Genomic DNA, 24,049 nt, shown 5'->3' with positions numbered 1-24,049 from the left:
TCTTTGCTCGGTATTTCTATCTAGTCTGGCTCTGCGAGGAAAGTGTTGTGGCTCAGGCAGCGATTGATCAAGTTCCCATGGATAGCGCGGTTCCTGCCAGCAAGCGCGGGTTGATTACCGCCTCGGTGATGTTGGCGACAATTATCCAGGCGCTGGATACCACCATTGCCAACGTCGCCTTGCCCCATATGCAGGGAAGTATGTCAGCGACCCAGGATCAGATTTCCTGGGTGCTGACCTCCTATATTGTCGCTGCTGCGATTTTTCTGCCGCTCACCGGTTTCCTGTCGGATCGCTTCGGGCGCAAGCGTTTGATGCTCTGGTCTATAGCTGGTTTTACCATCGCCTCGATGTTCTGCGGTATTGCGCAGAATTTGCCGCAGGTGGTCATCGCACGTTTGCTGCAAGGTATTTTCGGCGCTGCCTTGGTGCCGCTGTCCCAATCAATCCTGCTGGATACCTATCCCAAAGAGAAACATAGCCAGGCCATGGCAGTCTGGGGGATGGGCGTTGTCCTCGGGCCGATCCTTGGGCCAACGCTCGGTGGGCTGCTGACCGAGCATTACAGCTGGCGCTGGGTGTTCTATATCAATGTACCGCTGGGGATTCTGGCGTTTATCGGTGTGATGGCGACGGTGAAAGAAACGCTGATCGACAAAGCCCGCCACTTCGATTTAATGGGCTTCGCCTTCCTGAGTTTGGGGATAGGCGCGCTACAAATGATGCTCGACCGGGGCGAAAGCCAGAATTGGTTCCATAGCCCGGAGATCATCGCCGAATGTATCTTGATGGGTTTGGGCTTTTACTGGTTTATCACCCACATATTTACCTACAAGCAGCCGTTTATCGAACCGGCGATATTTAAAGATCGCAACTTTTCCGTCGGCCTGATTTTTATGTTCGTCGTCGGCATTATTTTGCTCGCAACTATGGCGCTATTGCCGCCATTCCTGCAAAACCTGATGGGCTATCCGGTAGTGGATGTCGGCTTGGTAATGGCGCCACGCGGAATGGGGGTAATGTTTTCCATGATGGTCGTGGGCAAGATCGCAGGCAAAATCGATCCGCGTCATCAAGTCTTTTTCGGGTTGCTGCTGACGATTGTCTCGCTCTGGGAAATGACTCTGTTCACCACGACTGTCACCAGTTGGGACATTATTCGTACCAGCGTTGTACAGGGCGTCGGTCTGGGTTTTATCTTTGTACCGCTGTCGGCGATTGCCTTTGCAAGTTTGGAAGGGCGCTATCGCAACGAGGGAACCGCACTGTTTAGCCTGACGCGTAATATTGGTAGCAGTATTGGGATCTCGGTGGTGATGGCGGAGCTGCAGCAAAACATCCAACGCAACCACGCCGCCTTTGCCGATTACATTAATCCCTACAATCAAGCGCTTCTGAAAGTGGGAGAGAGCGGCCACTGGGATATCAATACCATCCAGGGGCTGATGGCAATCAACAATGAAGTCCAACGGCAAGCGGCAACGCTCGCGTACTTGCAGGATTTCCAGTTGATGATGTGGGTGACCATCGCGGCCTTGCCGCTGTTGTTATTGCTGCGCGCCCCGCAAAAAGGTGCCGCGCCGCAACCGCCCATTGCTGCGGACTAATACAGAGCCTGCGCCCACTCATAACCAAATCGCCTAATGTGCCTGTATGAAAACCAGCCAAACAGGGCGAGAATAGCAAGAAGGTGTGCTATCCTTCGCGCCCTTTGCCGGGCTGCACCCGGTTGGTAAAATTTGTCTTATTTGAGTTTGTAGTAGAGAGTCTTATGGCTGTTAAACCCGTATACAAAGTGATATTCCTCAACCAAGGTCAGGTTTACGAAGTATTTTGCTCTGCGATTTATCAAAGCGAAATGTATGGCTTCATCGAAATTGAAGAATTTGTGTTTGGTGAACGCAGCGGTTTATTGATTGATCCCGCCGAAGAAAAACTCAAAACCGAGTTTGCCGGTGTAAAACGTTCCTACATTCCGATGCATTCCATTGTGCGCATCGATGAGGTAGAAAAAGAAGGTCCCGCCAAGATTACCGAGGTCAAAGGCGGCAGCGACAAAATTGCCCAATTTCCCTACGGCGGATTTGTTCCTAATCCTAACCTTAGCGAATAACATCGCATTTTCTCGCTACACTTGCTCAATAACCTTATTGAGCAAGTGCTATGTCCACAACCTATCCTGCTACTGAATCCGCCTCCGCTACCGATCTGTTTTTAGCAATTGACCAGGGCGGCCAAAGCACCCGCATTGCAATCTATTCAGCTGAAGGCAAACAAATCTGTTGTTACTCTGCTGCCTGCGCAACAACACATCACAAAACAGAATCCTCTCCCTACGAACACATCGAGCAAAACGGCGAAGAAATTCTTGCCGGTATTCGCGATTGCTTAGGGGAAATTCAGCAGCATCTTGGGGGTGATGTAAAACGTATTAAGGCCGCGAGTTTTGCAGGGCAGGGTTCATCGCTTTTATGTTGGAATAATCAAACCGGTGCAGCACTGACGCCAGTGTTGAGTTGGCAAGATACTCGCGGCGAACCTTACCTAAACAATATTCCACTTACCCACCAGCAAACCCAACAACTGACAGGTTTGCGTTTATCGCCGCATTACGGCGCAACAAAAATGCGTTGGTGTCTGGAGCACAATAAAAAAGTTGCGCAAGCACAGCAAGATAATTGCCTCAGCATAGGCCCCATCGTCAGTTATATTTTTTGGCATTTGCTTGGCAAACAAACTCTTGTCGATCCCGGTCACGCCCAGCGCACACTGTTATGGAATTTGCAGAGCAATGAGTGGGATCAATCGCTACTGGATATTTTTAAGATCCCGCGCAATGTTTTGCCGCATTGCCAGTATCACAACAGCCACTTCGGCAATTTGCAATTGGGCGATCACACAATCCCTTTCACCGCGAGCGCACGCGATCAAGGCGCATCGCTTTTTGCGCGCGGTTTGCCGGAACTTGATAGCTGTTACATCAATATCGGCACCGGCGCATTTATTCAGCGCCTGAGTGAAAATTTGCGTGCGCCTGAAGGGTTATTGGTGAGTCCGCTCTGGTTGCCGGAAAATCCTGTAGATAAAAAATATTACGCATGGGAGGCAACCGTAAACGGCGCAGCGGCTGCGATCAGTTTTATCCAACAACAAACCGGTTTGGCGATTACCCCGCAAGACATTGACAGCGCCCTTGCACTAGATCCCACAGCTGATTGCTATTTCCTGAATGCCATTGGCGGCTTAAGCGCACCTTATTGGCGAACCGATTTGCAATCGCGTTGTAGTGAAAGCTTATCGGCAGAAGAAAAAATTCTCGCGTGGATTGAATCTGTTATTTTCCAAATTGTTATCAACGTGAAACTGATGAATCCACTTGGCAGCACGAAAAAAATAATTATCAGCGGCGGATTCAGCAAAGCCGATGCCGTCTGCCAAAAAATTGCAGACCTCACCAGCGCCAATGTTCACCGCAGCGATAACGCAGATGCAACCGTACAAGGCGCAGCCTGCATGGCCGCTGGTTTACCACAAAGTTGGAAGCCGGTTTTGCAGGAGGATGTATTTACCCCGCAGCCTAATCCCTTATTGTTGCAGCGCATGTCAACGTGGCAGCAGGCAATGCAGCAATGGTTGTCGCAATAAGATGTGTAAAAAGGGGTTTTATGTTCGAGGGGAAATCACAAGGCTTGAATAAAATATGGATCTTAATGTGGATATTTTTGCTATGAGGGATTGGGGTGGCTGATGGGGCTCGAACCCACGACCACTGGAATCACAATCCAGGGCTCTACCAACTGAGCTACAGCCACCGTAGCGAGAACAAACAACACATCCATATGATGGGATTAGACCCCAATAGAAAGCTTATCAAGTGAAGTGTGGGCGAGTAACTAATTGCCCAAATGGCGCACCCGGCAGGATTCGAACCTGCGACCACCCGCTTAGAAGGCGGGTGCTCTATCCAGCTGAGCTACGGGCACATGCTGGAACAAACCTTCGCAGGTTCGATAAAAAAGATGGTCGGAGTGGAGGGATTCGAACCCCCGACATTCTGCTCCCAAAACAGACGCGCTACCGGGCTGCGCTACACTCCGACGACTTAAAACTGACTGCGTTTCAAGTGGTGCGCATATTAACGGTGAGTTCCTCTATCGTCAACGGAAAAAACACAACAAAATAAAATATTTAGCGCGTTGAGTTAAATTCTAATCAGCTTGTGTAAGCCGTGTTCAGATAGATAAAAGAACCCTGGATTGAGATTCTGGTATTCGCAATAAATGCCTTCACGAGGGCACTTATGATCTTTAATAAAGGAGTAACAACTGGCGGTGTTATAGCATTTTACCCGCGAGCCCATTGAGTTTTGCCTATGGCTGTATTTATGTGACCCTGACAATCTTGCTGCTGAAACAGGGTGCCAAGTCTTTGTTTAGGCTTGTGTGTCGCCCACCAGCTAGTCAGAATAAGCAACTATCGTTTGGGAGATTTTATGCAAAACAATAATTTAGCGGTTTCAATGAAGTTGGGTATGCGCCGTCTGGCGTCTGGTGTTTGTGTGTTATCGACGACTTTACCCGGCAATCAACGTTTTGCGATGACAGTCTCTTCGGTCACTTCAGTATCTGATTCACCCGCATCACTACTTGTGTGCATTAATCAGTTAGTGTCTCAACAGGGGCATTTGGCAACTTTAGGTAGCCAGTTTGCTGTTAATGTCCTTTCTACCGATCATCAGGATGTTTCCAATATTTGTGCCGGGCGCGAACCCAACCGTAATCGCTTTGAGATTGGTAATTGGGAAGACGACGATACTGGCCTGCCTGTGCTTGCCGATGCCCAGGCTGTTTTTGTCTGCCAGACTGACCAGGTAACCACTTACGGAACCCACAAGATCATTATCGGTGTTATCCATAAAGTGATTCTAAATGGCGCAGATGTAAATCCATTGCTTTATGCTGATGGCAGCTATGGTGCATTTGCGCGTCAATAACATCCGGCTATGAGCTGCCCACAAGACAATCCATCGCGTATTAGGCAGGTGAAGGTGATTGTTAAAAATTGTGGTTCAAAATGACGCAAACATTTAGCAAAAATTTACCTTGCAATATGAATATTTCGTGTCTATCGGTTGTTTAAGGTTAATAACCACTAACTCTTTATGCACACCTCATGTGCTTAAGCGCCCAAGCAGTTCATGGCTTGATCAAAAACGTGAAAAAATGAGCTTTTGATCTGGTTTTTTTGTGTAACACTATGAAAAATAAAGATATTTTCATATAGATTAAATTTTGATCAATTTGTCATTGGTACTGATTTTATAAGCCTTTGAGGCGGTTTCCCAAAAACTATCCACCAAGTTATCCACAGAAAATGTGGACAAAATTTTGATGAAGGTTTTTGTGCAAAAAAGTTACAGTTTGTGTGTTTTGTATCTTTTATGCCGTAACAGGTGACGAAATTTTTAGCGTTTTTTCTTGTTCAAAAAAGTGGATTTATTTATGAGTAAACGATTGAAGGTTGCCGTGCTTGGTGGTGGTAGTTTTGGTACGGCAATTGCCAACATCATCGCTTGTAACAACCATCAAACTTACCTGTGGATGCGCTCTGCGGAGCAGGCAGAGGTTTGTGAATCCGAGCGCCAAAATGCTCGCTATCTACCCGGTTATATGCTCCATGAGCAGCTGATAATTACCTCTGACCTGGCGCAAGCGGTGACAGGGGCTGATCTGGTATTTGTATCCATCCCCAGCCATTCATTTCGTGCGGTAACCCAACAGTTAAAACCGTTGCTGGGTGACGAGACTATGGTGGTAAGCACTGCCAAGGGGATAGAGCCGGAAGGGTTTACCCTGATGAGCCAGATTCTTGAGCAAGAGCTGCCTGGCCATCCTATCGGTGTATTGAGTGGACCCAACTTTGCGAAAGAAATTGTGCAACAGCAGCAGACCGGAACTGTTATCGCTAGCGAAAACCAAAGTGTTATCAGCTGCGTGCAGGAGACCTTGAAGTCGTCCACCTTCCGCGTGTACGCCAATCATGACCGCTATGGTGTAGAGTTGGGCGGCGCGCTGAAAAATATCTACGCTATTATTTGCGGCATGGCCGCAGCACTGGGTGCTGGCCATAATACCCAGGCAATGTTGCTTACCCGCAGCCTTGCAGAAATGGGGCGTTTTGCGCAGATGATGGGGGCCAACCCCATGACGTTTTTAGGTTTGGCGGGTGTGGGCGATTTAATTCTCACTTGTACGTCGGATTTGAGCCGGAATTACCGCGTCGGATTTGCATTGGGGCAAGGGCAAAAACTGGATGAGATAGTGGCCTCCTTGGGGCAAGTCGCCGAAGGGGTTAACACGCTCCGCCAAGTGAAGCAAAAGGCCGATGAGTTGCAGGTATATATGCCCTTGGTGTCGGGGCTTTATGCGGTGCTCTTCCAACAAAAAGCGATTGCCGAGGTCGCCCGTGGTTTAATGGTGGGCGAGCAAGCAGATGACGTTGAATATTTAAGGGGAAACTAATGGACAATGAACAATTAAAATCCAATCTCACCTCCAGTAAACACTGGTTGCGTTTGGTGTTTATGTTGCTGTTTGCGGCAGTGTTGCAACTGGCAAGTTTGGTGATGTGGGTATTGGTCGCAGTGCAATTTGTATTTTCATTGATTACCGGTGAAGACAATCAACACCTGCGTCGCTTTGGTCATTCACTGTCTACGTACATTTACAATGTATTAAAATTTTTGTGTTACAGCAGCGAAGAAAAACCGTTTCCGTTTGCTGATTGGCCTGCGAACTCAAGTGCTGAACCGGAAGTTGCTGCACAACCTGTTCAGCCTGCACTTGTGGCTGATGCTCCCGAAGAAGCCGCAAAGTAAATGACGATTTTTATTTTGCGTCACGGTCAGGCGGAAGCGCAGATCACTTCCGATGATGCGCGGCAACTGACTAATAAAGGCCGCAATGATACCGCCAGAATTGTGCAGGAGCGCATTGCGGATATGCCCCTTGTACAAATCTGGGCGAGTCCCTTGGTGCGTGCACAACAAACAGCAGAAATTGCGTTGAGTTATTTTCCCGGGTTGAAAATCCAAACGACCGATTTGTTAGTACCTGAGGCCAATCCGCAAGTGTTAATGAATTGGTTGGATAAACTCAATGCGCAGTTTATTGGCACTGATCGATCACTCTTGCTGGTGAGCCACCAGCCATTGGTGGGGGCGCTCGTCAATTTGCTGTGCGGTAAACCTGGTGATTATTATCCAATGGGTACCAGTTCCCTCGCGGCGATCCGCGCGCAAGTGGTTGCCGCCGACATGGGCGATTTACTTTGGCTGGATCACGCCTAAAATAAAACAACCGTGTTTTATTTCTTACTTCCTCAGTGGATCTTTTTATGGCGCAATCACCCGGTCCGCGCGAATTGCGTTTTACCATCAATGGAATGAATTTCGCTGCGCAGGAGTGGGGCGATTCAACACAACTACCTGTACTTGCATTACATGGCTGGTTGGATAACGCTGCAAGCTTCTTTGCTTTGGCACCGCGCTTGAAAAATCTGCATATTGTTGCGCTTGATATGGCAGGCCATGGCCAAAGTGAACATCGCCCCGGTCAAATGGCTTACACCCCTTGGGATGATATCAACGATATTCTCGCGGTTGCCGATCATTTTGGTTGGGAGCGTTTTGTACTTCTAGGGCACTCGCGCGGAGCAATTATCGGCACTCTTGCCGCAGGTACTTTTCCTGAGCGATTTATCGCGCTAGGGTTGGTTGAAGGCTTATTACCTGAACCTGCGCGCGCGGAGGAAGCCCCCAAACAACTGGCTAGCGCTATTCAGGGGTTGCGCGTCCAACAGCGAAAAATTCCCTCTATTTATCCTGATATGAGTATTGCAATCAAGGCGCGTGAGCGTGGTATGTTTCCGCTTGGGCATGCGGCGGCCAAGGCGTTGACGGAGCGCGGCGTGGTTGCGCAAGCAGGTGGCGTTTCATGGAGTACTGACCCGCGCTTACTGGCTCCCTCAATGATTAAATTATCGCGCGAGCATCTCCACGCGTTTGTCAATCAAGTTAGTGCACCGATAAAATTGCTTTTGGCACATGATGGTCTGCCAAAGCTCTATGCAAATTATTTACACGAAGTTGAACAATTCCCGCAGGTGGATTATGAGGTCTTATCCGGTGGGCACCATTTGCATATGGAGCGAGAGGTGGATTTGGTCGCAGAAAAGCTTAACCGTTTTTTTTCTCAATTCATCAAGTAAAACCCAATTAACAATAACGGCTATTGTTTAGTGAGAGCTTATGAATTTTGTACGTTTTATCAGTGGGGCGTTTTTGTTATTGATGGCCGGTGTGTTATCTGCAGCGGAATTGCCTGTGCAAAATTATCACAATGCCAGAGTGATATTTGAAAGCAATGCAGAAACGGATGAATATGTGTTGGCGCTAGGAAGTTACAAAAAAATCGCCGGCAGCTGGCGGGTAGATCGCCAGCAGCGTTTAAGTGGAACGCTTGCACGCTACACGCTGGAGTTACCGGAGGGGCACAGTGCCAGTAACGGTTTTGATTTTTATCTGGATCAATTACAAAATTTTAATTTTCGCGAGTTGTTCCATTGCAAGAGCCGCGATTGCGGAACCAGTAACTCCTGGGCCAATAATCATTTCAAGCTTCAGATGCTCTACGGGTTAGATCAGTTCCAGCAATACGGCGCTTATGAAGTGACGACAGCGGATGAAAAACCTTTCTATGTCGCGCTTTACGCCGTGCAGCGCGGTAACAAGCGCGTATATGTGCAGTTGGATGTGCTGCATGTCGATAAAATTATCGAGCTTGGTATAGCGTCAAGTCCCGAATCGATTATTAAATCACTTGAAACCAACGGCTATTATGTATTCCCCGATTTGGTGGCTGAAGATGCGCAGGGCAGTACGAATATCCAAATCAAACAGGCACATCTGCAAGCACTCATTGATGCGCTTACACAAAAAGTCGATTGGAGACTTGCGCTGGTCGGGCATGATTACGCACCAGTCCCTCTTGCACAGCAACAAAAAGATTCACTGCTTTATGCTGCGCAACTGAAAGCGGCGCTGCAAGAAAAAGGCATAGTTGCTGCGCGCATAACGACATACGGTATTGGTAGCCTTGCACCAGCGGGTAGGGGGGATAGAAGCGCCCGGGTGGAAGTTGTAAAAGTAAATGATTGATCTACAGTAGATTAATTATTTTGGATGAAAATAAAAGGCGGCATCACACAATGATGCCGCCTTTTTGTTGGGTAAGAATTATTCGAAAGTTATTAGCGCAGCAGTGATAAAAATTCATTGCGCGTGGCCTGGTTGCTGCGGAATGTTCCGCGCATGGCGGATGTTTTCATTGACGAATTTTGTTTTTCAACACCGCGCATCATCATGCACATATGTTTTGCTTCGATGATCACACCTACGCCGGAGGCCCCGGTAATATCCTGGATGCACTCGGCAATTTGTACGGTAAGTTGTTCCTGTATTTGCAACCGGCGGGCAAACATATCAACAATACGGGCCACTTTTGATAAGCCCAGCACTTTTCCGGTTGGTATGTAAGCAACATGAGCTTTGCCGATAAATGGCAAAAGATGGTGTTCGCATAGCGAATAGAGTTCGATATCTTTTACGATAATCATTTCATCCGAGTCAGACGGAAAGAGCGCATCGTTGACGACTTCATCGAGTGTTTGGTGGTAGCCGCGGGTTAAAAATTGAAAGGCCTTGGCAGCACGATCCGGCGTATCCAGAAGGCCTGGGCGGGTTAAATCTTCACCAACGCCAGCGATAATGCTCGCAAAATGTTCTCTCATTGGAATCTCCTCAAGCGGCAGCAGTGCTCTGCCTGTCACAAAACGGCAGTTTACCGCTTTCAGCCAATTTCTAGAAAACATAAATCCTGATTTGGCCGATTTATTGGGTAGAATGCCCGCTCTCTGCCCAGTCCGAGGTTTTTTATGGTTGCTTCCACTACAATTTTTGATCAAGCACGCGATGAGTTATTAACGATTCGCGATTTTTTACGCTGGGCAGCCAGTGAGTTTATCGCGGCCAAACTCTATTACGGTCATGGCACTGATAATCCCTGGGATGAGGCCGAACAACTGGTTTTACATGCAATCCATTTGGCGCCTCCACTAGGCGATGAATGGTTGGACGCTCACTTGACCCGTAGCGAGCGTGAGCGGGTGGTAACCAATATCCAGCGTCGTATCGAAGAACGTATTCCGGCTGCTTATATCACCGGCCAGGGCTGGTTTGCGGGTTTGCCCTACGTGGTTGATGAACGGGTGCTGGTACCTCGCTCGCCGATTGCCGAGTTGATCGAAAAACGCTTTGCGCCCTGGCTGGTTAACGAGCCGCAACAGATTCTTGATTTATGTACTGGCAGCGGTTGTATCGGTATCGCCTGCGCCCATGCTTTTCCCGATGCAGAAGTGCAATTGAGCGATATTTCCTACGATGCCTTGGCGGTGGCCGAGGAGAATATCCAACAGCACGGCATGACGGAGCGCATCTTTGCACTGCAGTCAGATTTGTTTGAAAACCTGCTCGGGCAGCGTTTTGATTTGATTGTTTCCAATCCTCCCTATGTCGATGCTGATGATATGGCGAGCTTGCCCGATGAATTCCATGCGGAACCCGAGTTGGGGCTTTCATCCGGTAATGATGGCTTGGATTTCACTCGCCGCTTGCTGAAGGAGGCTGCGGATTTTTTAACCGAAGAGGGATTGTTGGTCGTGGAAGTCGGCAACTCCTGGCCCGCATTGGAAGGCGCTTATCCAACACTGCCATTTACTTGGGTGGAGTTTGAGCGCGGGGGCCACGGTGTGTTTGTCTTGACTGCCCGGGATTTGCGCAATGCACGTAGTGCTGGCGTGCTCTAAGCCAATGATGCGATGCGTCTACTGGGCAAGTCACGTATAATCGGCGCACTTTTTTATTGGTCCGTTGTTGGATTCTTAGTGTCAGGAAATCCCTAATGTCAGGAAATAGCTAATGTCTGGAAATACTTACGGCAAATTGTTTACTGTGACTACCTTCGGCGAGAGCCATGGTGTGGCCTTGGGTGCGATTGTGGACGGCTGCCCACCCGGTCTTGAATTGACTGAAGCCGATATCCAAATTGATCTGGACCGTCGCAAGCCAGGCACCTCACGCTATACCACCCAGCGTCGCGAAGAGGATGCGGTGAAAATTTTATCCGGTGTGTTTGAGGGTAAAACCACTGGTACTCCGATTGGTATGTTGATCGAAAATACCGATCAGCGCTCCAAAGATTATTCCAATATCAAAGACCAATTCCGCCCCGCGCATGCGGATTACACCTACATGCAAAAATATGGCGTGCGCGACTATCGCGGTGGTGGGCGTTCTTCTGCGCGCGAAACGGCCATGCGTGTTGCGGCGGGTTCTATCGCTAAAAAATATTTAAAAGATTTTCACGGTATTGAAGTGCGCGGTTATTTATCGCAACTTGGCCCGATAAAAATTGACACTGTCGATTGGGATCAGGTCCATCAAAACCCTTTCTTCTGCCCGGACGCCAGCAAGGTGCCGGAAATGGAAGCATTTATGCAAGCGCTCAACAAAGAAGGCGATTCTATCGGTGCAAAAATTACCGTAGTGGCCACCAATGTTCCGCCGGGTTTAGGCGAGCCGATTTTTGATCGCCTCGATGCAGAAATTGCGCACGCGTTGATGAGTATCAATGCAGTAAAAGGGGTTGAGATAGGCGAGGGCTTTGGTTGCGTCGCACAACGCGGTAGCCAGCATCGCGATGAGATGACCCCTGAGGGCTTTTTATCTAATAATGCCGGTGGCATATTGGGTGGAATTTCTTCCGGGCAAGATATTATTGCGAATCTTGCGCTCAAGCCGACATCGAGTTTGCATATTCCCGGGCGTAGTGTGGATGTGCACGGCAACGCAGTTGAAGTAATTACCAAAGGCCGTCACGACCCTTGCGTTGGGATTCGTGCAACGCCAATTGCCGAGGCGATGTTGGCGTTGGTTTTAATGGATCACCTGTTGCGTCAGCGCGGGCAAAATGGTGCCGTTAAACATTCTGTGCCGGTTATCCCTGCCAGCGTGAAATAAATTCTCCAAGGGTGTGTTGGATTAGTCATCTTCGTGATGACTAATCCAATGTTTGATTCACTCCTTCTGTTGTTTCTCCTTTCAGTTATCTTTTATATGGCCCTTTCTTTTGCGCAGCAAGCAATTCCCTATTGGCGCCTGTCCGGTTTTTATTTTTTCTATTTCGCTGTCGTCGGGACTCTGATCCCTTACTGGGGAATTTACCTCAAATCCCTCGGTTATTCCTCTCAGGATGTTGGCATCATCAGTTCCATCATTATGGCGACACGTATTATCGCGCCGAATTTTTGGGGTTGGTTGGCTGATCACACACAACAGCGATTGCGCATTATTCGTTTGGGTAGTTTGGCCGCGAGTATTATTTTTGCCGGAATTTTGCTTGACCAGCGCTATTGGTGGTTAGTGTTAGTCGTGAGTTGTTATACATTTTTCTGGCATGCGGTACTGCCTCAATTTGAAGTGATTACGCTCGGGTACTTGGGTAATAACTATCACAAATACGGTCAAATTCGGTTGTGGGGCTCGGTGGGGTTTATCGCTGCAGTGGTAGGGCTCGGGTTGATATTTGATGTGATGCCAATCCGTTTTTTACCGCTGTTTATCCTCACGTTTTTGATTTTGATTTGGCTCTCCAGTCTCAGTTTGCAAGATGCAAGCGCAAAAAAATCCGATGGACAGCGGCAGAATTTTTTAAGCCTGGTGTTGCAGCCAACCATTCTGTGTTTTTTAGTCGCCAGTTTTTTATTGCAGCTCAGTCACGGCCCTTACTACACATTTTATACGCTCTATCTTGTTGAAAATTACGGTTACAGTAGCACTGCGACAGGGTTGTTATGGGCGCTTGGTGTACTTGCCGAAGTTGCCATTTTTATTGTCATGCATAAATTATTGCATCGGTTTAGCCTGCGCTCCTTAATTCTGTTTAGCTTGTTAGTGACCAGCGGGCGCTGGTTGTTAATTGCTTATGGTGCTGAATCCCTCGCGGTGTTGCTCTTTGCGCAGCTATTGCATGCATGCAGCTTTGGTATCGCCCATGCGGTTTCCATTGAGCTGGTGCGCACCCACTTTAAGGGTGCTAATCAAGGGCAGGCGCAGGCAATGTATAGCTCTTTCAGTTTTGGCGCAGGCGGTGCCGCTGGAGCATTGATAGGTGGCTTGCTGTGGGACTATAGTGCATCAACAACATTCTTGTTAGCTGCTGTGTCAGTGTTGATTGCATTCGTACTTTGTTATTTTTGGTTGCATCCTGTTCATCAAGTTGGAGGAGAGGCTCATCGTGAATAATTTGACCGTGACTCTGGTGCAGCAAGTCATTGTGCCCAATGATCCACAAAAAAATCTTGATGTGTTTGCCCAATCGATGGAGGCAATCACCAAAACAGATTTGATTGTATTGCCGGAAGTTTTTACCACCGGTTTTTGCGCGAGTGCGCGTAGCCATGCTGAAGCAGTTGATGGCGTTGCCTACGAATGGATGCAACAACAAGCCGCCAGGCACAATGCAGTTGTCACTGGTAGTTTAGTGGTTAAAGTCGGTGAGAAATATTTTAATCGTTTGGTGTGGATGTGCCCGGACGGCAGTTATAGCGAATACGATAAACGCCATCTGTTCCGGATGGCCGGCGAACATAACCGCTATGCAATGGGTAATGAGCGCGTTTTGGTTGAGTTGAATGGTTGGCGGGTGCTGCCATTAATTTGTTATGACTTGCGCTTTCCAGTGTGGAGCCGCAACCGCAACGATTACGATTTGGCGATTTATGTTGCCAACTGGCCGAGTGTGCGCGCTTTGCATTGGAATCGGCTGTTGCAAGCGCGTGCAATTGAAAATTTAAGTTACGTAGTGGGTGTCAATCGCGTAGGCATGGATGAGGCAGGGCAGCATTATGCTGGTGACTCCAGTGCCTACGGTGCCGCGGGTGAGTTGATTGCAACGAGCCAAGAGGCTGAATTAATAACGGTCGAGTTATACGCAGAAAAATTAACTGAGTATCGCGAGCGGTTTCCCGCCCATTTGGATGCGGATGAGTTTATATTGCAACGATGAATGTGAGCTTTAGCGGAGAGTACTAATCATGCCTAAAGGTTTTGGCGATAAGCTGGTGATAGCGATTTCATCGCGAGCATTATTTAATCTGGATGAAAGCCATCAGGTTTATGTGAATGAAGGGCTGGCTGCTTATGCGCAGTATCAAATTGAGCATGAAGATGAAATCCTTGCCCCTGGTGATGCATTCCCGTTAGTAAAAAAATTGTTACGCCTCAATGAGCGCTTGGGCGGAGAGCCGCGCGTTGAAGTGATTTTGTTGTCGCGTAACAGTGCGGATACCGGTTTGCGCGTGTTTAATTCAGTCGAACATTACGGTCTTAAAATTAGCCGTGCCGCATTTTGCGGTGGTACTTCACCTTATCGCTACGCTTCCGCATTTGGTTGCCATTTGTTTCTCTCTACCGAACCGGATGATGTCCGGCAAGCGCTTGACCACGGCATGGCGGCAGCGACCTTAATTGCATCGAATAACCAGGTTGATAATGAAGATGAACTGCGGTTTGCCTTCGATGGTGATGCGGTCATTTTTTCTGATGAGGCAGAGCAGGTATATAAATTACAAGGGCTATCCGCATTTACTGAAAGCGAAAAAGCGTCTGCAAAAGAACCCTTGAGCGGAGGCCCTTTCAAACAATTTTTGGCCGCACTCCAAGGTTTACAAGCCGAGTTTGGTGAAAATTGTCCGATACGTACTGCATTGGTTACTGCTCGCTCGGCACCTGCACATGAGCGGGTAATCCGCACTTTGCGCGCCTGGAATATCCGTATAGATGAATCGTTATTTTTGGGCGGGCTTGCCAAAGGTACTTTCCTCAAAGCTTATGGTGCAGATGTTTTTTTTGATGATCAACCTATGCATTGCGAGTCAGCGCGCGAGCATGTTGCTACTGGTCACGTACCGCACGGAATAGCCAATCGACCAGTTTCTTGAATGTTGGCGGCTCATGACATATACCCAATATAGGGTGTGCATCTGCTATTTTTTGGTGTTTTTGTAATATTCCTCTGCCAAATACTTTGAATTTTCGGGATATAGTCTAAAGTTGTAACAAGGCTGGCCTGTAGCACAATTAATAATTGTTGGGCACAGACGGGCAATGTGATCTATTCTAGAAGTGAATAATCTAACTTGATTTTATAACCCTGAGTTCGCTCTTGGGTTTTTCTGGTGAATGCCTTTGGCAAATTCCTCCAGTGAGTGAGCCAATCGGAGGGCTTATGAAGCTGCAACAACTACGCTATATCTGGGAAGTGGCGCATCACGATTTGAACGTGTCAGCTACTGCACAGAGTTTGTACACCTCACAACCGGGTATCAGCAAACAAATCCGTTTGCTGGAAGACGAGTTGGGAGTTGAAATTTTTTCGCGCAGCGGGAAGCATTTAACCCGCATTACCCCGGCAGGTGAGGCAATTCTCAAGACTGCGGGCGAAATTCTACGCAAAGTTGAAAGTATCAAACAGGTTGCCCAGGAGTTCAGTAATGAACGCAAGGGCACCTTGACCTTGGCGACGACCCATACCCAGGCTCGCTATGCATTGCCGCCCGTGATTGGCTCATTCATCAAGCAATATCCAGAAGTTGCCTTGCATATGCATCAGGGGACGCCGATGCAGATTTCCGAAATGGCTGCTGATGGCACTGTGGATTTTGCAATTGCCACTGAAGCGATGGAGTTGTTCAGCGATTTGATTATGATGCCTTGCTATCGCTGGAATCGTAGTGTTGTGGTGCCCAAGAATCATCCTCTTGCACAAGTGTCCAATCTGACTCTTGAAGAAGTTGCTAAGTATCCAATAGTAACCTACGTATTTGGTTTCACGGGGCGCTCCAAATTGGATGAGGCCTTTATCAATCGTGGTCTTGCACCTAAAGTGGTGTTCACTGCTGCCGACGCCGATGTTATTAAGACTTACGTCCGACTCGGTTTGGGTGTTGGGATTATTGCCAGCATGGCCTACAACGAAACGGCTGATAGCGATCTGGTTGCGTTGGACGCAAGTCACTTGTTTGAATCGAGTGTGACCAAGATTGGCTTCCGTCGCGGCACCTTCCTGCGTGGATTCATGTATGACTTTATCGAAAAGTTTGCGCCCCATTTAACTAAAGATATCATTAATGAAGCCTTTAACCGTCATTCGCGAGCGGAACTGGATGATTTGTTTGAGGATATAGAAATACCTACACATTGATCAAAATGATTACCGCAAAAGCCGAACATATGTTCGGCTTTTTTGTTAACTATCAGTCTGTTAGCGGTTATGGTTCATGCTGTTTGTGATTACCATTTCCTGATTGCAGTTTCTCTTCGTGTTATCTATTTTGCCTTTTGTTATACAATTTTATTGCTTTGTATAAGTTTTGGGTGTAAAACTTATACAGGCTTGATAATTTGTATAGGATTAATATGAGCAAAATTCCTCTCGGCGTTAGTCAATGTTTGCTCGGTGAACAGGTCCGTTTTGATGGTGGCCATAAACGCAACCGCTACCTAACCGATGTCCTTAGTGAATACATCGAGTTCCGCCCGGTTTGTCCAGAAGTTGCTATTGGTTTGGGTGTGCCGCGTAAGCCAATCCGGTTGGTGATCATCGGCGATGAAACTCGCGTGCGCGGTGTTCAAAACCCAGAGTTGGATGTGACCGATGCGCTGGTCGAGCAAGCAGAGTTTGCCGCAAAACAAATGCCTGATATCTGTGGTTATGTTTTTATGCAAAATTCGCCTAGTTGCGGCGTGTTTGGCATGAAGCGCTATCGCGATAATGGCTACACGGCTGATGGTAGGGGCCGCGGTGCCTATGCTCAACGTTTCATGGAATTGATGCCGCTTTTACCAGTGGAGGAAGCAGGGCGTTTGAATGATGCCGGGCTGCGCGATAACTTTCTGGCGCGGGTCTTTGCTTATCACGATTTCAAGACAAGCGTTGCCGCTGCCCCCACTGCTAAAAAGCTGATTGATTTCTACTCTCGCTACAAATATCAGGTGATGGCGCATCATGTGCCCAGCTATTTCACCATAGGTCGCTATCTGTCCAATTTGTCGGGGCGGGATATACAGACAAGCAGTGATGAATTTTTCCGTTTATTTATGGAGGCGCTTGCGCATCATGCCTCGCGTAAAGGTAACACCAATGCAATTATGCATTTGCGTGGTTATTTGAAAGAGCACTTGAACACCCAAGATAAACAAGAGCTGTCGCAACTGATTGATTCATACAAAGCGGGTATGGTGCCTTTGGTAGTGCCGCTGACCCTACTAAAGCACCATTTGTTAAAACTCGACAACCCTTATTTAAAATCCCAAACTTTTTGGTCGCCTCATCCGGAACGACTCGGGTTGCGTAATCACATCCTAGAGAATAGTTAGTGAGTATTATTGTTGAAACTGAAGGGGATAGTGTGTCGATAGAGGATGCCTTACCCATTCGTGAAATTTCACGCTTAACAGGTGTTAATACCGTAACCTTGCGAGCATGGGAGCGTCGCTATGGTTTATTAATTCCGCAGCGAACCTCCAAAGGGCACAGGCTTTATAGCCGTTCCGATATTGATCGCGTTAGAGAAATTCAGGTGTGGTTGGGGCGCGGGTTGGCGATTGGCAAAGTCAAGGCGTTACTTGCCGATGAGCAGCGCGGTGATTTTGTCCCGGAAATAGATTCAATTTGGTTGCAATTGTCGCAGCAAATCCAAATGACAATTACCGCATTTAACCGCAACCAGCTTGAGCGCTTGATTGAAGAAACGTTTTCGCTGTATCCAGTGCCAATGATTGCCGATTATTTGCTATTGCCATTGATAGCGGAGTTGCAAGGGGAGGAGCCTGGTAGGCCCGTGCGTCGCGGGTTTTTTGCGGCCGTGCTGCTGGAATATATTCAGGCCGCCCAATGCCGCCAACGGCAGGCAGCCCAAGGGGCGAAAATCCTGATGGTGTCAGCTACTCCGGATGAGGATTCTTTATTGCCACAAATATTGAATTATGGGCTTCTGGTGAATCAATATCAGGCTGAATTTTTGGGGTATTTGAATGCAAAGGAATCGTTACTGGCTGCAGAGGCTCTGACTGCAAAAATAGTGGTAATTATTGGTAGTGAAACCGTAAATACCAGCGAGCTACAGCTACACTTGAATCTGTTGCGGGAGCGTTCTGCCACGGCTGTGGTATTGGCGGGCAATGTAGCGCGGGTTGTTCGTGCATTAGCGCCTGAATTTAGCAGTGTCGCTTATGCTTGCGACAGCCAGCAACAAGTACTGACCACAATAAACCAATTGTTGAAGGGATGAGTCATTTGTATGACGCTTACGGTTCCGCAAAAAGTACGCAATTTGTACTTGCGTTTCGATAAAAAAATTCTCAGCTCTTTGGCGGATATCTATAGCGAAGATATTCAATTCCGCGATCCGCTCCACGCAGTTAATGGCCTCAAAAATCTCACGGACTATTATGCTGGCATGATGGATGATTTAGTCGAGTGTCGGTTTGAATTCCATCACTCTATGGAAATGACTGCGCGCGGTGAAGCTATATTGTTTTGGACTATGCATTACCGCCACAATAAATTAGCCGGAGGAAAACTTCTGGAGTTGACGGGTAACACTCATCTACTCTTCAACGATAAAATCTATTACCACCGCGATTACTTTGATGCAGGCTCCATGCTCTATGAGCATATTCCAGTGATGGGGTTTGCGATTCGACGGATAAAGAAAAAGGTGGGCGCAAAATGACCGCGCTAGTTTGGCTGCGCCATGATTTACGTATACACGATAATCCCGCCTTATTTAAAGCAGCAGAGATGGGGCAGGGCGTAGTCGCTGTTTACGTACACTGCGATGCTTATGTTCGCCTTCATACCATTGCGCCAGTACAACTTGATTTTGTGCGCCGCCATTTGCACGTAATGGCGAAAGATCTCGCCCGTCTGAATATTCCATTACTGGTTATTCGCGTACAAAAGCCGGCAGAAATCGCTCCGGAGTTATTGCGTATAGCACAGCGTGTACAGGCGGGGCATTGTTATTTCAACGCGGAATATCCCGTGAATGAATTGAATCGCGATCTCGCTGTTAATCAATTGTTGCGCGATAACGGCATCCTGGTAAAGCGCTGCCATGACCGTTGCATAGTGCCACCGGGCATGATTCGCAATGGCCAAGGTGATCCCTACAAAGTGTTCACTGCGTTTAAGAAGAAATGGCTGCAGACCGTGATGCCAGTGGCGATAAAACCATTGGGCCTGCCAGCCAAACAAACTTCGCTTGCTGGTTTAACGACTGCATCGTTTGCCGACATTAATCAATTATTTTCTACGCATGAGTTGCGCGATTTGTCGGAACTTTGGCCAGCGGGTGAAGATGAGGCCTACCGCCGGTTGGATCTGTTTATTGAAAAATCCCTTACCCGTTATCAAGATCAACGTGATTTTCCTGCGATTGATGGTACCTCAAGTTTATCGCCGTATTTTGCAGTAGGTTCCTTATCCCCTCGCCAAGCAATAGCCGCTGTACTCGCCTATACCCATGGTGAGTGGGAGGGCGGCAATACAGGCGCAAACTGCTGGATTAGTGAATTAATCTGGCGGGAATTTTATCAGCATGTAGCGGTGGATTATCCTCAGGTATGCAAACGCAAGGCTATGCAGGCACACACAGAAGCTTTCCCCTGGCGCTATGACAAAACACTTTTTGCTGCCTGGATTGAGGGAAAAACCGGTATTCCAATTATCGATGCGGCCATGCGCCAATTGAACGGGACCGGCTGGATGCATAACCGGTTGCGCATGGTTGTGGCTATGTTTTTGACTAAAAACTGCCAGATCGATTGGCGCTGGGGCGAAGATTATTTTATGGCGCAGCTCATCGATGGTGATTTTGCAGCCAATAACGGCGGCTGGCAGTGGAGCGCTTCCACCGGTACCGATGCCGCACCTTACTTCCGCATTTTTAATCCCGTTAGCCAATCTGAACGCTTTGATCCAAACGGTGAGTTCATTCGTAAATGGATTCCAGAGTTGGCGCATTTGTCGAATAAACACATTCATAATCCGCCTGCAATGAACAATTACCCGCGCCCGATTGTCGATTTGAGTGCGAGCCGAAAAGAAACCATAGCGCTCTTCGCACAGTTGCCGCCCACAGCGCATTAGTCGAGTCAGTTTATGAATGTCAGTCCTGCGCCTTACACAGTATTAATAACCGGCGCCTCTAGTGGGATTGGTTATGAGCTGGCGCTGCGCTATCTGCAGCAGGGCGCGACAGTATTGGCTCTGGCGCGTTCCGAAGAGCGTTTGGCACAACTGGCCAAACAATTTCCGCAGCAGTGTGTGCCCGTAAAAGTTGATCTTGCTGATGCCGGGGATAGTCAGCGCGCAGGGGAATGGATTAATCAACGAGTCCAACATTTGGATCTGGCTGTCTTAAACGCAGGCACTTGCGAGTACGTTGACGTAAATAATTTATCGCGCGAGCCGTTTGATAAAGTCATGGCGATCAATTGGCAAGGCACCGTCAACAGTTTGTTGTTTTGTTTGCCGTTGTTGCGCAAAAAAAAGTTACTTAAAAAAACGTTGCCTGAAAATATTTCGCAGATGCAGCGAGCGCAACTAGTGGGAATATCGAGTATGGCCAGCATTTTGCCCATGCCACGTTCACAAGCTTATGGTGCCTCGAAAGTTGCAGTTGAATATTTATTCAACTCACTGCGGGTGGATTTGGCCAACGAACCTATTGATATCACTCTGGTCCGCCCGGGTTTTGTTAAAACCCCACTCACTGATCGTAATGATTTCCCTATGCCTTTTGCGCAGACGGCAGCGGAAGCTGCAGCCAATATTATGAAAGGTATTAACAATCGCCACTGGCTGGTGCAATTCCCCTGGCCACTGGTGTGGCTGATGAATGCGATCGCCTGTTTGCCGCTGCGTGCACAGGTATGGCTATTGCAAAAAATATCACGCACTTCACCTTAAGAGTTTACGCATGACTGTCGTTGCCAGAAAAAAAATTGCCGTCATAGGTTCAGGAATCAGCGGCTTACTGAGCGGTTACTTGTTGTCTCGCCGCCACGACGTAAGTGTGTTTGAGGCAGGGAATGAAATCGGTGGCCATACGGCTACCAAGATAGTTACTGCGCCTGAAGGCAAGCTGGCTGTTGACACAGGATTTATAGTATTCAACGATCGCACTTATCCCAATTTTCTAAAATTGCTCGCGCAGCTGGATGTTGCATATCAACCTACCGAAATGGGTTTTAGTGTCGCTTGCCAGCGTACAGGTTTTGAATATAGCGGTACTTCATTGAACGGCGTTTTTGCACAACGAAAAAATGTTTTCAATATGTCCCACTTGCGCATGTTAAAAGAAATTGTGCAATTCAATACGGCTTGCACCCAGCTTTATAAAGGTAATTGTATTCCAGAAGATCAAACTCTGAGTGAATATTTGCAGTTACAAGGCTACAGCGAAAAGTTTATTCACTTTTACATCCTGCCCATGGTCTCCGCGATCTGGTCATCGCCGGTTGGAGTCGCGGCCGCTATGCCTCTGACATTTTTCGTAAGATTCTTTCACAATCACGGTTTATTGACCGTGACCCAACAGCCGCAGTGGTACACCATCAAGGGTGGCTCCCATCAGTATTTACGGCCGCTGACAGAAAAATATAGAGATACAATCTATACAAATTGCCCGGTGCTCAGTGTAAAGCGCAGTAAGGATTCCGTAGCTGTGACGACCGCTCTGTTCGGTGAACAATTATTTGACGAGGTTATTTTTGCATGTCATAGCGATCAGGCACTGAAAATACTTGCCGATCCATCACCGGCGGAATATGACATTCTTGCTGCGATTCCCTACCAATCTAATCAAGTTGTGTTGCACAGCGATACCAGACTACTGCCCAAATCGCGCAGGGCATGGGCTAGTTGGAACTACATCCTGCTGAATCATGGCGAAGATAATGTCGCGTTGACCTACAACATGAATATCTTGCAGAAGCTTAATTCTGCAACCACATTTTGTGTGACTGTGAATGCGGGAAACGCCATAGATCCAGAGAGAATTTATGGAGAATACCATTACAGCCATCCGATGTTTACGCGCGAGTCGGTCGCTGCGCAAGCGCGGTGGGCGGAGATTAGTGGCGTCAACCGCACGCATTTTTGCGGCGCCTATTGGCGTAACGGTTTCCACGAGGACGGCGTAGTATCTGCAATCCGCGTTGCTGAGACGCTGGGGGAAATGTGGTAATGACGTTCTTGCCATCTGCATCCGGGGCGCTCTATGCATAGTGCAATTTATCAGGGCAGCTTGCGCCATAGGCGCTTTTTTCCAAAGCATCATGAATTCAGTTATTCATCGACTTTGTTTTATATTGATCTCGATGAATTGCCCGGCTTGTTTGATGGCGTGAAAGGTTGGTCATATAACCGTGCCAATTTTGGCAGTTTTCGGCGTGCGGATTTTTTGGGTGATCCAGCAGTGCCCTTAAAAGAAGCTGTGCGCAGTGAAGTGAATGTATTATTGGCGTCGAACAAAGAAAATTTATTGCGCTGTCCTGACGGCGCTGTACGTATGCTGACCAATTTACGTATTTTTGGTTTTTGTTTTAATCCAGTCACTTTTTATTATCTGTTTGACGCAGGCGCTAACAAGCCGGCAATGATCCTTGCACAGGTCAATAACACTCCTTGGAATGAACGCCACACTTATCTCATTCATTGCGATGAAAGAACCGGTAAAGCCAATTCGCAATTCGATAAAAAATTCCATGTATCGCCTTTTAACCCGTTGGATATGGAATATCACTGGGTCAGTTCTGTACCTGCCGAAAATGTGCTGGTGCATATGGAAAACCATGCGCGCGTTCCAGATCCGAAAAATCATTCCACCCTGCATTCCAGCTGTCATATGGATGCAACCCTGACGCTCAAGCGCCAGCCTTGGACAAAATCGCTGTTACAAAAAATATTGTGGTTGCAACCTTGGGCTGCAATAAAAGTTCCTGTTGCCATTTATTGGCAAGCTGTGCGCCTGTTTGTTAAAGGCGTGCCTGTTTACACACATCAATCCATAAACCCTTTGCCTGCTGCGAGCAGCACTGAACTTAAAACGACAGGGGAATAATTGTGAAAACCACTAGTATCAGGCTGTTGCCAAAACATCGAGTGTCATCTTTAACACGCAACCAAAGTATCGCTCGTTCGATGTTATTTAAGTTGCTGCGCGGTTTGAAGCAGGGTTGTTTGCGCATCCATGAGCAAGGCGAGCTGTTCCAGTTTGGCCAACAAGTTGATCACACAGATTTGGTGGCCGATATTTATGTGCATGACGCACAACTTTATTCGGATGTCATCTTCGGTGGTTCGGTCGGTGCAGGTGAAGCCTATATGAGTGGTTTTTGGTCAACACCCAATCTTACCCAAGTCACACGCTTATTTGTGCGCAACATCGATGCACTTGATGCAATGGATTCAAAGCAATCGTTTATCGGACAGTATCTGTTAAAAGTCTTTCATTGGTTTAATCGCAATACCAAAGAGGGATCGCGTAAAAATATTTCTGCCCATTATGATTTGGGCAATGATTTTTTCCGCTTGTTTCTCGATAGCACCATGATGTATTCGGCGGCAATCTATCCAACACCCGATGCATCTTTAGCAGAAGCATCGGTCTATAAGTTGCAACGTGTCTGTGAAAAATTACAACTAACGCCGGACGATCACTTGCTTGAGATAGGCACAGGTTGGGGCGGCATGGCAATTTATGCAGCGCAACACTATGGGTGTCGTGTTACTACTACCACTATTTCTTGCGAGCAGCGCGAATATGCTTTGGCTAGAGTGGCCGAACGGGCTTTAAGTGATCG

General features: G+C 47.8%; 24 protein-coding genes and 3 tRNA genes. 23 read left to right on the top strand and 4 right to left on the bottom strand.

What is annotated here, in order from left to right; all coding sequences use genetic code 11:
* Positions 1-77 precede the first annotated feature (77 nt).
* From ACWA6V_RS01965 to ACWA6V_RS01955, 3 genes are all read left to right on the top strand, one after another.
* Positions 78-1,607, top strand: a complete 1,530-nt coding sequence (locus tag ACWA6V_RS01965; protein WP_449520929.1) for a DHA2 family efflux MFS transporter permease subunit — start codon at positions 78-80, stop codon at positions 1,605-1,607.
* Positions 1,608-1,771: 164 nt separating this feature from the next.
* Complete coding sequence (locus ACWA6V_RS01960) at positions 1,772-2,113, top strand: DUF1820 family protein (RefSeq protein WP_449520928.1); 342 nt, start codon at positions 1,772-1,774, stop codon at positions 2,111-2,113.
* A 50-nt stretch (positions 2,114-2,163) separates the two neighbouring features.
* Complete coding sequence (locus ACWA6V_RS01955) at positions 2,164-3,645, top strand: FGGY family carbohydrate kinase (RefSeq protein WP_449520927.1); 1,482 nt, start codon at positions 2,164-2,166, stop codon at positions 3,643-3,645.
* Between the two features lie 91 nt (positions 3,646-3,736).
* Here the strand turns inward: ACWA6V_RS01955 and ACWA6V_RS01950 are convergent.
* The 3 genes from ACWA6V_RS01950 to ACWA6V_RS01940 form a co-directional block, all read right to left on the bottom strand.
* Positions 3,737-3,812: transfer RNA gene (locus ACWA6V_RS01950), tRNA-His, on the bottom strand.
* Between the two features lie 94 nt (positions 3,813-3,906).
* A tRNA-Arg gene (locus tag ACWA6V_RS01945) sits at positions 3,907-3,983 on the bottom strand.
* Between the two features lie 37 nt (positions 3,984-4,020).
* A tRNA-Pro gene (locus tag ACWA6V_RS01940) sits at positions 4,021-4,097 on the bottom strand.
* Between the two features lie 395 nt (positions 4,098-4,492).
* Between ACWA6V_RS01940 and ACWA6V_RS01935 the strand changes: the two genes are divergently transcribed.
* From ACWA6V_RS01935 to ACWA6V_RS01910, 6 genes are all read left to right on the top strand, one after another.
* A complete protein-coding gene (locus ACWA6V_RS01935) occupies positions 4,493-4,993 on the top strand; it encodes a flavin reductase family protein (protein ID WP_449520926.1) in 501 nt (166 codons plus the stop codon).
* 508 nt (positions 4,994-5,501) lie between these two features.
* The gene (locus tag ACWA6V_RS01930) at positions 5,502-6,521 is read left to right on the top strand and encodes an NAD(P)H-dependent glycerol-3-phosphate dehydrogenase (protein WP_310070270.1); all 1,020 of its coding nucleotides are present in this window, start codon (positions 5,502-5,504) and stop codon (positions 6,519-6,521) included.
* Positions 6,521-6,877, top strand: coding sequence for a DUF4389 domain-containing protein (locus ACWA6V_RS01925; protein ID WP_449520925.1), 357 nt, complete (start codon positions 6,521-6,523; stop codon positions 6,875-6,877). The genes ACWA6V_RS01930 and ACWA6V_RS01925 overlap by 1 nt, the downstream gene beginning before the upstream one ends.
* Positions 6,878-7,348, top strand: coding sequence for a phosphohistidine phosphatase SixA (gene sixA / locus ACWA6V_RS01920; RefSeq protein WP_310070274.1), 471 nt, complete (start codon positions 6,878-6,880; stop codon positions 7,346-7,348). It abuts the gene before it with no gap.
* 47 nt (positions 7,349-7,395) lie between these two features.
* A complete protein-coding gene (locus ACWA6V_RS01915; protein ID WP_449520924.1) occupies positions 7,396-8,268 on the top strand; it encodes an alpha/beta fold hydrolase in 873 nt (290 codons plus the stop codon).
* A gap of 40 nt (positions 8,269-8,308) precedes the next feature.
* Positions 8,309-9,217, top strand: a complete 909-nt coding sequence (locus ACWA6V_RS01910) for a DUF4892 domain-containing protein (RefSeq protein ID WP_310070280.1) — start codon at positions 8,309-8,311, stop codon at positions 9,215-9,217.
* A 92-nt stretch (positions 9,218-9,309) separates the two neighbouring features.
* On the opposite strand, the gene folE is transcribed toward ACWA6V_RS01910, so the two are convergent.
* A complete protein-coding gene (folE, locus tag ACWA6V_RS01905) occupies positions 9,310-9,849 on the bottom strand; it encodes a GTP cyclohydrolase I FolE (RefSeq protein ID WP_310070282.1) in 540 nt (179 codons plus the stop codon).
* Positions 9,850-9,993: 144 nt separating this feature from the next.
* On the opposite strand from folE, the gene prmB reads away from it, so the two are divergent.
* From prmB to ACWA6V_RS01835, 14 genes are all read left to right on the top strand, one after another.
* The gene (prmB, locus tag ACWA6V_RS01900; RefSeq protein WP_449520923.1) at positions 9,994-10,923 is read left to right on the top strand and encodes a 50S ribosomal protein L3 N(5)-glutamine methyltransferase; all 930 of its coding nucleotides are present in this window, start codon (positions 9,994-9,996) and stop codon (positions 10,921-10,923) included.
* Positions 10,924-11,035: 112 nt separating this feature from the next.
* On the top strand, positions 11,036-12,136 hold the full coding sequence (gene aroC / locus ACWA6V_RS01895; RefSeq protein WP_449520922.1) for a chorismate synthase: 1,101 nt from the start codon (positions 11,036-11,038) through the stop codon (positions 12,134-12,136).
* Between the two features lie 96 nt (positions 12,137-12,232).
* On the top strand, positions 12,233-13,420 hold the full coding sequence (locus ACWA6V_RS01890) for an MFS transporter (RefSeq protein WP_449520921.1): 1,188 nt from the start codon (positions 12,233-12,235) through the stop codon (positions 13,418-13,420).
* Complete coding sequence (locus tag ACWA6V_RS01885; RefSeq protein WP_449520920.1) at positions 13,413-14,183, top strand: amidohydrolase; 771 nt, start codon at positions 13,413-13,415, stop codon at positions 14,181-14,183. Before ACWA6V_RS01890 ends, ACWA6V_RS01885 begins: the two co-directional genes overlap by 8 nt.
* Before the next feature lie 28 nt (positions 14,184-14,211).
* Entirely contained in the window at positions 14,212-15,117 is a 906-nt protein-coding gene (locus ACWA6V_RS01880) for a 5'-nucleotidase (RefSeq protein WP_449520919.1), read from the top strand.
* Between the two features lie 287 nt (positions 15,118-15,404).
* Positions 15,405-16,379, top strand: coding sequence for an HTH-type transcriptional regulator CysB (gene cysB / locus ACWA6V_RS01875; RefSeq protein ID WP_449520918.1), 975 nt, complete (start codon positions 15,405-15,407; stop codon positions 16,377-16,379).
* Positions 16,380-16,594: 215 nt separating this feature from the next.
* Positions 16,595-17,554 (top strand): YbgA family protein, encoded by a 960-nt coding sequence (locus tag ACWA6V_RS01870; RefSeq protein WP_449520917.1) that lies wholly within the window; start codon positions 16,595-16,597, stop codon positions 17,552-17,554.
* Positions 17,554-18,468: a MerR family transcriptional regulator gene (locus tag ACWA6V_RS01865; RefSeq protein WP_449520916.1), complete on the top strand. Its 915-nt coding sequence runs from the start codon at positions 17,554-17,556 to the stop codon at positions 18,466-18,468. Before ACWA6V_RS01870 ends, ACWA6V_RS01865 begins: the two co-directional genes overlap by 1 nt.
* Positions 18,469-18,477: 9 nt before the next feature.
* Positions 18,478-18,912: a nuclear transport factor 2 family protein gene (locus ACWA6V_RS01860; RefSeq protein ID WP_449520915.1), complete on the top strand. Its 435-nt coding sequence runs from the start codon at positions 18,478-18,480 to the stop codon at positions 18,910-18,912.
* Positions 18,909-20,330 (top strand): cryptochrome/photolyase family protein, encoded by a 1,422-nt coding sequence (locus ACWA6V_RS01855; RefSeq protein ID WP_449520914.1) that lies wholly within the window; start codon positions 18,909-18,911, stop codon positions 20,328-20,330. The genes ACWA6V_RS01860 and ACWA6V_RS01855 overlap by 4 nt, the downstream gene beginning before the upstream one ends.
* 12 nt (positions 20,331-20,342) lie before the next feature.
* Positions 20,343-21,152 (top strand): SDR family NAD(P)-dependent oxidoreductase, encoded by an 810-nt coding sequence (locus ACWA6V_RS01850; RefSeq protein ID WP_449520913.1) that lies wholly within the window; start codon positions 20,343-20,345, stop codon positions 21,150-21,152.
* A 10-nt stretch (positions 21,153-21,162) separates the two neighbouring features.
* Entirely contained in the window at positions 21,163-22,431 is a 1,269-nt protein-coding gene (locus tag ACWA6V_RS01845; RefSeq protein WP_449520912.1) for an NAD(P)/FAD-dependent oxidoreductase, read from the top strand.
* 33 nt (positions 22,432-22,464) lie between these two features.
* On the top strand, positions 22,465-23,307 hold the full coding sequence (locus ACWA6V_RS01840) for a DUF1365 domain-containing protein (protein WP_449520911.1): 843 nt from the start codon (positions 22,465-22,467) through the stop codon (positions 23,305-23,307).
* A gap of 2 nt (positions 23,308-23,309) precedes the next feature.
* A partial coding sequence (locus ACWA6V_RS01835; protein WP_449520910.1) for an SAM-dependent methyltransferase occupies positions 23,310-24,049 on the top strand: 740 nt, incomplete at its 3' end.

The organism is Cellvibrio sp. (assembly GCF_053579595.1).
The sequence above is the reverse complement of the archived record's forward strand: the minus strand, read 5'-3'. Positions and strand labels throughout refer to the sequence as shown.